Annotated in this window: 12 protein-coding genes; 2 read left to right on the top strand and 10 right to left on the bottom strand. The window is 50.2% G+C overall.

Features of this window, described 5'->3' with window-relative positions:
* Positions 1-121 precede the first annotated feature (121 nt).
* The gene (gene gap / locus BM114_RS02440; protein ID WP_092110036.1) at positions 122-1,189 is read right to left on the bottom strand and encodes a type I glyceraldehyde-3-phosphate dehydrogenase; all 1,068 of its coding nucleotides are present in this window, start codon (positions 1,187-1,189) and stop codon (positions 122-124) included.
* 237 nt (positions 1,190-1,426) lie between these two features.
* Between gap and mscL the strand changes: the two genes are divergently transcribed.
* Positions 1,427-1,816: a large conductance mechanosensitive channel protein MscL gene (gene mscL / locus BM114_RS02435; RefSeq protein WP_092110034.1), complete on the top strand. Its 390-nt coding sequence runs from the start codon at positions 1,427-1,429 to the stop codon at positions 1,814-1,816.
* A 529-nt stretch (positions 1,817-2,345) separates the two neighbouring features.
* Here mscL and BM114_RS02425 read toward each other — a convergent pair.
* From BM114_RS02425 to BM114_RS02400, 7 genes are all read right to left on the bottom strand, one after another.
* Positions 2,346-2,735 (bottom strand): rhodanese-like domain-containing protein, encoded by a 390-nt coding sequence (locus tag BM114_RS02425; protein WP_092110031.1) that lies wholly within the window; start codon positions 2,733-2,735, stop codon positions 2,346-2,348.
* The gene (gene guaA, locus BM114_RS02420) at positions 2,736-4,280 is read right to left on the bottom strand and encodes a glutamine-hydrolyzing GMP synthase (protein ID WP_092110029.1); all 1,545 of its coding nucleotides are present in this window, start codon (positions 4,278-4,280) and stop codon (positions 2,736-2,738) included.
* A gap of 4 nt (positions 4,281-4,284) precedes the next feature.
* The gene (locus BM114_RS02415) at positions 4,285-5,145 is read right to left on the bottom strand and encodes a sugar phosphate nucleotidyltransferase (RefSeq protein ID WP_092110027.1); all 861 of its coding nucleotides are present in this window, start codon (positions 5,143-5,145) and stop codon (positions 4,285-4,287) included.
* Between the two features lie 24 nt (positions 5,146-5,169).
* Positions 5,170-6,711 carry a RapZ C-terminal domain-containing protein gene (locus tag BM114_RS02410; RefSeq protein WP_092110025.1) on the bottom strand — a complete coding sequence of 514 codons (1,542 nt, stop codon included), beginning with the start codon at positions 6,709-6,711 and terminating at the stop codon, positions 5,170-5,172.
* The gene (locus BM114_RS14255) at positions 6,708-6,872 is read right to left on the bottom strand and encodes a hypothetical protein (protein WP_177207023.1); all 165 of its coding nucleotides are present in this window, start codon (positions 6,870-6,872) and stop codon (positions 6,708-6,710) included. Before BM114_RS14255 ends, BM114_RS02410 begins: the two co-directional genes overlap by 4 nt.
* Before the next feature lie 187 nt (positions 6,873-7,059).
* Positions 7,060-8,679 (bottom strand): chaperonin GroEL, encoded by a 1,620-nt coding sequence (gene groL, locus BM114_RS02405; RefSeq protein ID WP_092110023.1) that lies wholly within the window; start codon positions 8,677-8,679, stop codon positions 7,060-7,062.
* Positions 8,680-8,727: 48 nt separating this feature from the next.
* On the bottom strand, positions 8,728-8,997 hold the full coding sequence (locus BM114_RS02400) for a co-chaperone GroES (protein WP_092110183.1): 270 nt from the start codon (positions 8,995-8,997) through the stop codon (positions 8,728-8,730).
* 207 nt (positions 8,998-9,204) lie between these two features.
* On the opposite strand from BM114_RS02400, the gene BM114_RS02395 reads away from it, so the two are divergent.
* A complete protein-coding gene (locus BM114_RS02395) occupies positions 9,205-10,500 on the top strand; it encodes a threonine/serine exporter family protein (protein WP_092110021.1) in 1,296 nt (431 codons plus the stop codon).
* 38 nt (positions 10,501-10,538) lie between these two features.
* On the opposite strand, the gene axeA1 is transcribed toward BM114_RS02395, so the two are convergent.
* Positions 10,539-11,948, bottom strand: a complete 1,410-nt coding sequence (axeA1, locus tag BM114_RS02390; protein WP_092110019.1) for an acetylxylan esterase AxeA1 — start codon at positions 11,946-11,948, stop codon at positions 10,539-10,541.
* Between the two features lie 126 nt (positions 11,949-12,074).
* On the bottom strand, positions 12,075-12,800 hold the full coding sequence (locus BM114_RS02385; RefSeq protein WP_092110017.1) for an SDR family NAD(P)-dependent oxidoreductase: 726 nt from the start codon (positions 12,798-12,800) through the stop codon (positions 12,075-12,077).
* Positions 12,801-12,837 lie beyond the last annotated feature (37 nt).

The following is a 12,837-nucleotide window of genomic DNA, read 5'->3' as shown; positions in this document are numbered from 1 at the left end:
AAATTATCCCAAACTACCAAATCTGGAAACAGAATGAATGGGAATAAAGACATATACACCATAAAAAACCGCCCGGCAACAGCCGGACGGTCTCTATTGAACTTTTTGTTCGTCGGTCGTATTACTTCAACTCAGCGAGGTACTTGATAGTACGAACCATCTGAGAAGTGTAAGAATTCTCATTGTCATACCAAGAAACCACCTGTACCTGATAGGTATCGTCGTCCATCTTGCTCACCATTGTCTGGGTTGCATCGAAGAGAGAACCGAACTTCATACCGATGACATCGGAAGAAACAATCTGATCCTCGTTGTAGCCGAAGCTCTCGTTGGCAGCAGCCTTCATGGCAGCGTTGATGCCTTCTACAGTTACATCCTTGCCCTTAACGACAGCAATCAGGATCGTGGTAGAACCCGTAGGAGTCGGAACGCGCTGTGCAGAACCGATCAGCTTGCCGTTCAGCTCGGGGATAACCAGACCGATGGCCTTTGCTGCACCCGTTGAGTTAGGAACGATGTTGCAGGCACCTGCGCGTGAGCGACGAAGGTCTCCCTTGCGCTGCGGGCCGTCAAGAATCATCTGGTCGCCGGTGTAAGCGTGGATGGTAGACATGATACCTGACTGGATAGGAGCATACGCGTTCAGCGCAGCAGCCATGGGAGCCAGGCAGTTTGTGGTGCAAGATGCAGCAGAAATCACTGTATCAGCAGGGGTCAGGGTCTTATGGTTGGTGTTGTAGACGATGGTGGGAAGATCGTTGCCTGCAGGAGCAGAGATAACAACCTTCTTGGCACCTGCCTGAATGTGGGCGGAAGCCTTTGCCTTAGAGGTATAGAAACCTGTGCACTCGAGTACAACATCTACATTGAGCTCACCCCAAGGAAGCTCTGCAGCGTTTGGCTTTGCATAAATAGTAATCTCCTTCCCGTCAACGATGATAGAACCTGGAGTTACGACCGTCTTGCCATCCTCGGCAAGAACAGCGTCCTTATAGTCTACGGTGTGCTTACCCTCGCCGAACTTGCCGGCGAAACCACCCTGAGCGGTGTCATACTTCAAGAGGTGAGCAAGCATCTTTGGACTTGTCAGGTCGTTGATGGCAACAACCTCATAACCTTCAGCCTCGAACATCTGACGGAATGCGAGACGACCGATACGGCCAAAGCCGTTAATAGCTACATTTGTCATTTTACTTTTTTAATTTTATTAAAGGGTTAAAATATTTAATCGATTTGCTAATCTTTTTTCCTTTTGCCATGCAAAGTTACGAAAAAATTCCTATATTTGCAGTCGGTTTGAGTCTTAAATTATATAAAATGTGTGCCCTAACAACATTTTTTGCTGAAATCGGCCGCATTCTATTCCAAGTCTGATAACTCGATGTTGCAAAACTATATATTTTTAATTTTCAAATAAAAAAGACAAATGAAGAAATTTCTGAACGAATTCAAAGAATTCGCCATGCGTGGCAATGTCATGGACATGGCAGTAGGTGTAATCATCGGCGGTGCCTTCGGCAAAATCGTGAGTTCGCTGGTAGACGATGTACTGATGCCTGTCATCGGCATGCTCCTGCAGGGAGTAGACTTCAAGACGCTGGGAGTTACGCTGGGAGATGCAAAGATTACTTACGGCAACTTCCTGCAAAACATCCTTGACTTTGCGATTATCGCATTCTGCGTCTTCCTCATGGTCAAGGGCATTACCAAGCTCAACCGCAAGAAGGAAGAGCCTGAACAGCCCGCGGCAGCACCGGAACCCACGGCTGAAGAGAAGCTGCTCGCAGAAATCCGCGACTTGCTGAAAAACAAATAAGGTATATTTTTCCATACCGCTATATTAGGCGAAGAAGTCTTTTGACTTCTTCGCCTATATGGTTTAGATGTAAAATCCTTTCACGCCAACCACTTTTTGCATAATTTCGAGCGTTTTGCATATTATGCAAAAAATCATGGCCGTTTGGGTAAAAAGCGGCCTTTTGGACGGTAAACAGCGGTCTTCTACCCTCCTGTTTGCCGCTAAAAGGAGGGCCGCAAACGGCTTCCTTCTTGCCAAAAAGTGCATATTTACTCCCCGCAGAACCAGAAAATCCTATCTTTTTGCTTTTTCAGAAAATGGAGATTGCATCTAAGGCACCTTACGCCGGTTCTCAGGGACTTTCGCTTTTACCCTTCACAATTCCAGCGAAAGTAATTTTCAGGGCTCACACCCGATTTATGCAATATTCATTTCTGCAATACAACCATTGTCCTGTATTTTCATAATCCCAGTAATTCCCTTACATTAAAAAAGGCTCCAAGAAGTTTCCTCCTTGAAGCCTTGCCGCTCCGCTTTCGCGAAAACGCTATTTCTCAACGGGCTTCCCGGCATCTTTCCATGCCAGGATACCGCCATCAAGGTTCACCACCTTATATCCTTTCTTCGCCAATTGGCCAGCTGCCATGGCACTCCTGCGGCCTGAACGGCAATAGACTGCCACCGTCCGGTCTTTCCGCAACATCTGCTCACAGACCTGAATGAAGCCGGGCTTCGTAACATCAATGAGCTGCGCCTGGGCGATATGGCCTTCGAGATATTCCTCCATGCTGCGCACATCCACCAATTGAACCGTACTCTCCTGGATGATTTTCGCAAAAGTGTTCACATCGACGGTGTCAAAGGCCCTGCTCGCAGAGCAGCCCGTCAAGGCTGCTCCTGTCAGCAAACTTACCAAAAAGTTAAAAACGCCTCTCATTTACTCCCACTCTATGGTCGAAGGCGGCTTCGAAGAGATGTCATAGCAGACTCTGTTCACCCCCTTCACCTTATTAATAATCTCATTGGAAACCTTCGCCATGAAGTCGTAAGGCAGGTGAGCCCAGTCGGCGGTCATGGCATCCTGCGAGGTAACGGCACGCAAAGCCACCGGATGCTCGTAAGTGCGCTCGTCGCCCATCACGCCAACGGAGCGAATCGTTGAGAGCAGAACCGTTCCCGCCTGCCATACATGGTCGTAAAGGGAAGTGCCGTCGGACATGACATATTGGTGCATGTGCTCGATGTAGATGTCGTCGGCCTCCTGGAGGATACGGACTTTCTCCCGGGTGACATCCCCCAGAATCCTCACAGCCAGGCCCGGTCCCGGGAACGGATGACGCTTAATGAGCCGCTCGGGCATGCCCAGTTGGTAGCCCACGCGCCGCACCTCGTCCTTGAAGAGCCACTTCAAGGGCTCGCAAAGCCGCAACTGCATTTCCTTTGGAAGCCCTCCCACATTATGGTGGCTCTTGATGGTCATGCCCGTAATGCTAAGGCTCTCTATGCGGTCTGGATAGATAGTGCCTTGGGCGAGCCACTTGGCATCCGTGATTTTCCTGGCCTCCGCATTGAAGACTTCTACGAAGTCGCGCCCTATTATCTTGCGTTTCTGTTCCGGATCGCTCACACCCTCAAGGTCTTTGAAGAACTTGTCGGACGCGTCGATACCGATTACATTCAGGCCCAGACCCGCATAGGCATCCATCACCTTGCGGAACTCGTTCTTACGAAGCATGCCGTGGTCGACGAAGATGCAGGTAAGGTTCTTGCCGATGGCCTTGTTCAACAGGGTGGCACAGACGCTGGAGTCGACGCCGCCACTCAGTCCGAGGATGACGCGATCGTTGCCTAACTGCTCCTTCAGTTCCCTGACCGTGCTCTCCACAAACGATGCGGCACTCCATTCCTGTCTCGACTTGCAGATATCGACAACGAAGTTTCTCAAGAGCGTCGTACCCTGAAGAGTGTGAAAGACTTCCGGATGGAACTGCACGGCCCAGAGAGGAGCCACCGTAGAGGCATACGCCGCATTCCTTACAGTTGCCGTAGAGGCTATCACACGACAGTCGGCAGGAATGGCCGTAATGGTGTCGCCGTGGCTCATCCACACCTGCGATCCCTTCTCGAATCCCTTGAACAAGGGGTCTTCAAAGTCTATCTTCTCCAGGTTGGCCCGTCCGTACTCACGCGTTCCGGTGGGTTCCACCTTGCCTCCATTGGCATAACTGATGAACTGGGCACCGTAGCAGATGCCCAAAACGGGCACTTTGCCGACAAACTGCGCAAGGTCTACCTTGAAGGCTTCCTTGTCGTGAACGGAATAAGGACTGCCGCTCAGGATAACGCCAATGACGGACGGGTCGTCCTTGGGAAACTTGTTATACGGCAAAATCTCGCAGAAGGTGTCAAGTTCTCTCACCCTGCGCCCGATGAGCTGGGTGGTCTGGGAACCGAAATCGAGGATAATAATCTTCTGTTGCATGGGTCTATCTATTTAATTCTTTTATAAAATGCTCTGCTTCCTGCAGGGTGTCGAGCTTGCCGACATCCAGCATTTTCATCCCGTCTGCCACATATCCTTTGATAGGAGCCGAGTCGCAGTTGGCGAGATAGAAATCCATAATCGGGAAACGGGCAGGGAGGTCGGCCATACGGGGAAACAGCGAAGGCGAAAAACAATGGATGCCCGAAAAGGCGTAGGCCTTCAGAATCATCCGGCCATAGCCCAAAAGGCGATGCCTGACCTCAATATGCTCATGATGGTCGGGCAGTATCGTGAACTCTTCCGGATGCTCCTTGGCGAATTCACGGAGCCATTTGAACGGACTCTTCACCTCGCCGGTCTCAATGTTCGTCCAGCCTACGAGCCGCATCTGCTCATCGAAAAGCAGGTAACGCCTGGTTTTTCTCCAACTTACGAGCAGCGTTGCCGAGGCGTCGAGCCAGTCTCCGGAACCATAGTTGCGCATCTTGGGAGCCTCGGTATAGAATCTCTCCAGATCCACATTGCTCAGAATATCTACATTGTGAATCAGTATCTGACTGTCGGCATCAAAGAGAGGGGCGGCCTTTTTCATGCCTCCGCCCGTGTCAAGAAGTTCCACGCTCTCGTCGCTGACTACGATTTCCAGGCCGAAATCTTCGTTGGCTTTCAGGTAATCGATGATTTGCCGGGAGAAATGATGTACATTGACAACAATACGGATGAAGCCAGCCTCCTTCAATCGAAGAATCACATGCTTGAGCAGCGGCTCTCCCCCAACCTCGACCAAGGCCTTCGGAATTCTATCGGTCAACGGCTTCAGGCGGGTTCCAAGACCTGCCGCGAATATCATGGCTTGCTTCATAGCTGCAAAGTTAATAAAATTCCGTCATTCAGCAGGCAGAATCCGTGAAATATTTTGCTCGCGGTGGATGATGCGGACTTCTATCCCGAACTTCGCGTGAAGATGCTCACCGAGATGCTGGGCGGAATAGACGCTGCGGTGCTGACCGCCCGTGCAACCGAAACAGAACATCAGATGCGTGAATCCGCGCTGCATATAGCGTGCCACATGATGGTCGGCCAACTTGTAGACCTCGTCCAGAAAGGTCAGTATCTCCCCGTCATCTTCCAGAAAACGGATAACGGGTTCGTCAAGTCCGGTAAGTTTTTTGTAAGGTTCATATCGCCCCGGGTTGTGTGTGCTGCGGCAATCGAAGACATAGCCACCACCGTTTCCCGATTCGTCCTCGGGCATTCCCTTGCGATAAGAGAAACTGTAGACCGTAACGACAAGTGGTCCCTTGCCGTCATATTTCGAGAATGTGGCCGGTCCGTCAAGCGGATTGGCTTGATAGATGTCCCTGTCCGTAACCTTGTAACCATCTTCCCGTTTCACGACGGGCGTTTCCCGATGGGCGAACTGGGGCATCTCCGTAAGTCGGCGGAGCATGTCCATCATATAAGGATATGGAAATGTGCCCTCCCCCATCTTGAGAAGTTCACGGAGATTGTCCATTGCCGGAGGAATGGAATCCAGGAAGTGTTTCTTGCGCTCGAAGTATCCACGGAAGCCGTAGGCACCCAGCACCTGAAGCATGCGGAACAGGACGAAAAGTGCCAGACGGTTGACAAAGTGCCTTTCCGCGGGTACTTCCGTATAATTTTTCAACGAATTGTAATACTCGTAGACGAGATCACGACGCAACTTATTAGGATATTTTGCCGAGGCCTGCCACAGGAAAGATGCCAAGTCATAATAATAAGGCCCTTTCCGACCACCTTGAAAGTCAATGAAATAGGGATTTCCGCCGGTATCGAGCATGATGTTGCGAGCCTGAAAGTCGCGGTAAAGGAAACTCTCGCTGGGCTCTGAGGTCAAATCCTTGGCAAACATACGGAAATTGGCCTCAAGCTTGAGCTCGTGAAAATCCAGCTCCGTTGCCTTCAGAAAGCAGTATTTGAAATAGTTCAAGTCGAAGAGCACGCTGTCTACATCAAACTCCGGCTGAGGATAACAGTTGCTGAAATCTAATCCGCGGACTCCCCGAATCTGAATATCCGGCAGCTCCCGAATAGTCTTTTTAAGAAGTTCCCTTTCCCTCTGATTGTATCTTCCACCTGCCTCACGACCGCCCTTGATGGCATCGAAAAGAGAAACCTGCCCCAAATCCGTCTGCAAATAGCATAGCTCATCTTCGCTTACGGCAAGAATTCTCGGTACGGAAAGCTGGCGGAAAGTGAAGTGCCGGGCAAGATAGATGAAGGCATGATTTTCGTCGCGACTGGTTCCCACGACACCTATCACGCTTTCTCCTTGACTATTTTGCATGCGGTAATAGACACGATTGCTCCCTGCGCCAGGCAGTTTATCTACTCGCGCAGGTTCTTCACCATTCCAATGTCTGTACAACTCAACAAGCTGTTTCATTCCTGCCTGTGTTTTTTCTCCCACTCACCAAGTGCCCAGTCTATGAGCAACAGGAGCATGAAGATGCCCAAAGACATGAAGAATGACCTCGTCAAATAGATTAGCCCGGCAGCAACGATGAAGTAGACCAACCATTTTTTCCAATTAAACTCCACTTTCATGTTACAAAGATACAAAAAAGATAGGATTAACACATAGGCAAGCCACGGTTTTTTAAACAAAGAAAACCGATTAGACTCGATTGGGGTAATCCTGGCATGAAAATCTCCATGCCTTATATGAGAAAGCAAAAGGGGACAAGCTTTTATGGCTTGTCCCCTTCCTATTGCTCAACTTAGTAATTTCCAATTACATCATGCCTGGTTGTGGAGGCATTGCCGGAGCCTGCTCCTCAGGTTTGTCGACAATCAAGCATTCTGTTGTCAGGAACATGCCCGCAATAGAAGCGGCATTCTCAAGAGCCACGCGGGCAACCTTAGCCGGATCGATGACGCCTGCGGCACGAAGATCCTCATAGGAATCCGTACGGGCATTGTAGCCGTAGTCTCCTTGCCCTTCGCGCACCTTGTTTACAACGACGGCACCTTCACCACCAGCATTCTCTACTATCTGGCGAAGCGGCTCCTCTATGGCACGCTCTACGATGTTGATACCAGTCTGCTCGTCAGCGTTCTCGCCTTTGATGCCCTTCAATGCTTCCTGGGCACGGATATAGGTGATACCACCACCGACAACCACGCCTTCCTCGATAGCTGCACGGGTTGCGCAGAGAGCATCGTCAACGCGATCCTTCTTCTCCTTCATCTCTACCTCGGAATTAGCACCTACATAAAGTACGGCTACGCCGCCAGCGAGCTTGGCAAGACGCTCCTGAAGCTTCTCCTTGTCATACGAGCTCTTCGTGTTGGAAATCTCATTCTTGATCTGTGCGATACGCTCCTTGATGTTCTCCTTTGACCCGTTACCGTTCACAATTGTGGTATTATCCTTGGTAACGGTAACCTTCTCGGCCGTACCGAGCATCTCGAGAGTTGCCTGATCGAGCTTCAGACCCTTGTCCTCGCTGATAACCACACCGCCGGTAAGTACTGCGATGTCTTCCAGCATAGCCTTGCGGCGATCACCAAAGCCCGGTGCCTTAACGGCGCAAATCTTCAAGCCGCCACGCAGACGGTTAACGACGAGAGTCGTCAAAGCCTCCGAATCCACATCTTCTGCAATCACCAACAATGGGCGACCGCTCTCTGCAGCAGGCTGCAAGACAGGCAGGAAATCCTTCAGGTTTGATATCTTCTTGTCATAAATCAGGATATAAGGGCTCTCCATCACGCATTCCATCTTGTCGGCATCTGTCATAAAGTAAGGAGAGAGGTAGCCACGGTCAAACTGCATACCCTCTACGACACCGATTGATGTATCACGGCTCTTGCTCTCCTCAATGGTGATGACGCCATCCTTGGAAACCTTGCGCATGGCATCAGCCAGCAACTTACCGATTTCGGGGTCGTTATTGGCTGATACGGTAGCCACCTGCTCTATCTTATCGTAGTTGTCGCCTACCACTTCAGCATTCTCCTTGATATACTCAACAACCTTGTTGACGGCCTTGTCGATACCACGCTTCAAATCCATAGGATTGGCTCCCGCCGTTACATTCTTCAAGCCTTCGCTGACGATTGACTGGGCAAGAATGGTTGCGGTAGTCGTTCCGTCGCCGGCATCATCACCCGTTTTGCTGGCCACACTCTTAACGAGCTGGGCACCGGTATTCTCGAATTTGTCTTCAAGCTCCACCTCCTTGGCAACGGTAACACCGTCCTTGGTAATCTGGGGGGCACCGAACTTCTTCTCAAGAACTACATTGCGACCTTTCGGGCCGAGGGTTACCTTCACTGCGTTAGCCAACTGATCTACGCCCTGCTTCAGGAAGTCGCGGGCTTCTGTGTCGAATTTGATTATCTTTGCCATAATTCTTTATTTACTTTAAGATTTAACGGATTTAATTCATTCTGAACATTATTCAACCACTGCGAGTACATCGCTCTGGCGCATCATCAGGTATTTCTCGCCCTCATTCTCAATTTCCGTACCAGCATACTTGCCATAAAGCACGGTATCCCCCTCTTTCAGAACCATAGGATCATCCTTGGTCCCACCACCGACGGCAATTACCGTACCACGCTGCGGCTTTTCCTTTGCCGTATCCGGAATAATGATTCCACCTACTTTTTCTTCAGCTTGTGCCGGAAGTACCAGCACTCTGTCTGCTAATGGTTTAATTTTCATAATTCGTATGTTTTTAAGTTTGAGTTCTCTAAATTCCACCTTTCCATATGCGAAAAGTGTGCCAAAGACAGCAAGTGCCACATGTGTCAGTCTGATATGTGTCAAAAATGTCAGTAATTCATAAAAAAAATAACAGTCTAAAATTGCTATACTTGATAAAATATCGTACCTTTGACTGCATCAAAACAACTTTACGAGACAGGATATATGGACGAAAAGGATATTCTTCAAGATTTAAAAGCAAAGACCATCTTCCTTGCGGAATACGCGGCCACCCTTGAAGCTGTAGGTGCACAGTCATCAAGAATACAATACAACACGGTTCGAATTGCCAAGTCATGGGGACTATGGTGCAACCTGCTGATGCTCCCACAGACCATCAATGTAACATTGCATGATGAAGGCCGCGAACATTCTTACACCTATGTCAAGAAAACGCCGTCCCTGCCCTTGAACTTCAAAATCAACATGAAGCTCTCCCATCTTTCCTGGAGTGCCTTTGACAAGAAGCTCCCATTGGATACCCTTTGGGAAGAATTCCACAAGATCGGCAGCGAACCACGGGAAAACGCATGGACGGTGCTCATTCTCGTCGCTTTTGCCAATGCCTGTTTCTGCCGCCTTTTTGATGGGAACTACACATCGATGGTTATCGTATGGCTCGCTACCTTCGTTGGATTTTTTATCAAGCAACAACTACTCCGGCGCCAGATTAACGAGCTGGCCGTATTCGTCATCTGCTCCTTTGTGTCCACAGTGATCGGTGCGACAGACTTTCTCTACTTCCACGGGGGCACGGAAGACATGTCGCTGGCTACTTCCATGCTGTATCTTGTTCCCGGAGTACCTATTATCAATGGAGTAATGGACATCCTGGACCGACATGTGCTGAGTGGCATGGCGCGGCTCATCAACGCATGCATGCTGATTGTCTGCATCGCCGTAGGCCTCACACTCACCGTAGTGCTTTTCAAGGTAGATCCCAACAACTTCACAAAGGTGATTCGCCCGGACATCATATCGGCATCGATAGCCGACGGGCTATTCGCCGCCGTCGCAGGTACTGGCTTTGCCATTATTTCCAATCCACCGCGCAAGGCCTTGGCCATCACGGCCATCCTGGCCTGCATCGGCCATGCCGTGAGATATTTCCTCATGCACGAGCCCATGCTGATGCTCGACCAGGTTACGGCCTCTACCTGTGCAGGCCTCGCCATCGGACTGCTTGCCGTACCGGCTGCCATGACCATCCACTATCCTGCTGAAGGCTTCGCTTTCCCGGCCTTGCTGCCCATGGTACCCGGTATGTTTGCCTACAAGGCCGTGCGCGACCTCATCAATATCGTACAACTGCCTGGCTCCTACACGATGGAATATGTAGCAAAGTTCTTCCACAACTCCACCCTCACCATTCTGGTGATGTTCGGAATGGTGGCCGGATGCGTTATCCCCATCTTCATTTTTCACAAACAGTCATATCAGGTTACGCGGCGGGAGAAATAAAAAAGATGCCCGACCCGCAATGGCAAGCAGACCCGCCCTTACTTCCGGATGGCTTCTGCTACTTTTTGAGCCATGACAGTTGCGCCTTTCTTATTGGGATGGACGCCGTCGCTGCTCATAAGCTCTTTGTAATTCAGTTCTTCCCGGAAATCCAGCACCCGTAGTTTGTTCTTCTTAGCCACCTTATTAATAATAGGTATAATCTCTTTTTCAATGACTTCATTGTCTATAGACCACTCGTCTTTGACCTTACAAACCGCCACGAGGGGGCGTACAAGGTAAATCTCGGGATGTGCCGGGAGAGCCTTCAGCTGGTCGACCATAAACTGCAAATCGTTCTGGAATTTGTCTCTGTACTTCCAGTTTGCGGCCTTGGAGTCGTTGGTACCAAGCTTGATAACCACAATATTGGGATTGAATGCCAGGGCATCTTTCCAAGCCAACTCGTTTACATACGGCAAATTACCCTTCCTGAGAAGTGTCCGGGCACTTACTCCGTAGTTCTTCACATGGTATTTATCCCCCAGAATTTGCTGCAACTGGGCGGGGTAGCCATTACGGCCTCTCAGGTCGATGGTTATCCCGTCGGTGATGCTATTCCCTATACAGGCCACGCGCACGGCATCCACCCTGGGGCTTGGAAGCTGGTCGAGCCAGTCGTGCAGGTCGCGCAACATCTGTTCGTGATACTTGAACTTGGAATTGGATCCGAATCCATGCCCGCCGCTCGGATAGATGTGCATCGTACACTCATTACCCGCCCTACGCATGGCCGCATAATATGCCACGGCATTGGTTACCGGAGGCACGGCATCGTCATCGTTGGCAAGAAGCAGGATAGCCGGAGGCGTGAGATGTCCCTTCACATGTTTCTCATTAGAATATTCGTTTATAAGGGCTTCGTCCCTCTCCCCGTCTCGGCCGAGCAGATTGCGTGTGGAGCCAGCATGGCCCTTCCTGGGATCCATCGAGATTACGGGATAGAACAAGATGGAGAAATTCGGGCGATGCGCAAAGTCGGCATGTGTGGAAATCGTTGATGCCAGATGACCGCCGGCCGACGATCCCATGATACCCACATCATAGGGGTTCACATGCCACTGGACTGCACTGTCGCGCACCATCTTCATCGCCCGCTCGGCATCGGAAAATGGAATACTGCGGTTGCCATGGGGCATACGGTAGTTCAGTACAAAGCACGCAATGCCCTGTGAATTGAAAAACTCAGAGAAGCCCGTCCCCTCAAGTTCGGTTGCCACAATCCAATATGCACCTCCGGGACAAATGACGACTGCCCTACCCGTTGCCTTCTCTGCAGCAGGAAGGAAGCAAATCATATTGGCCTTCCCATCGTCGGAGACCGTAACCGTGAACTTTCTGGCTGTCGACTGAGCCATTGATGTCATGGCAAATATAGCCATTAGAAACATCAGAATTGTCTTTTTCATGCCTGTCTTTATTTTGTTTTTCTTTTATAGATATCTAATGGTTTTGTAAAAGGCGGCTAAAAGCTTTCCTTTTAACGGCTAAAAGCTCTCCTTCTAACGGCTAAAAGCCCGGCTTTTAACGGCCTTTTACTTTGTCAGTTTCAGCCTGCGCCATAACGCATTGGGAATCAGGCTCCAGAAGAATACCACTAAACGGTATTTCCAATCAATGATCTGGACATGCTTCCCGGCATAGACAGCCTTCACGATAGTCCGTGCCGTTTGCGTCTTGTCCAAAGTCAGGGGATAGGTAGAACCCTCGATGAGGGGAGTCTCCACAAATCCCGGCCGGATATCCGTAAAGCGGATGTTAAGTCTGCGCTTGTTGGCCAGCTGCTCCAAGGCCTGGATATAGATGCCCTGAAATGCCTTCGTGGCACTATAGGAAGGAGCCGGACCCAGCCCCTTAGTACCCGCTATTGACGAAATTACCGCAATCTGGCCGCCCTGGCTTGCAGCCATGTAATTGAAGGCAGCGTCAATCATGCGCGTAAATCCCAACACATTGGTAATCACCGTGTCATCCTCTACTTTAGAATCCAGGACTTCATTCCGCTTTCCGATTCCCGATGCATGAAAATAGAGGTCAATCCCGCCCAGCTTTTCTATCAGGCTTAGCAACTTCTCCGGGGCTGTCTCCTGCGTGATGTCGCAAGCCTCCACCTCCACCATTGCGGGGTTTCCCGCCTTCAATTCCAGCAAAGCCTCTTCCCGACGAGCCATAATGCCTATCCGCCAGCCGTCGGCAAGCAGAAGCCGGGCTACTTCCTTTCCCAATCCCGACGATGCACCAACTATTATTGCCTGTCTCATATTCAGCAAAATTAATGAAAATAGTTCATACAAAAAA

The organism is Prevotella sp. KH2C16, assembly GCF_900113305.1.
Classification (GTDB): domain Bacteria; phylum Bacteroidota; class Bacteroidia; order Bacteroidales; family Bacteroidaceae; genus Prevotella.
Note: the sequence above shows the minus strand (reverse complement) of the source record. Positions and strands in the feature narration are given on the sequence as shown.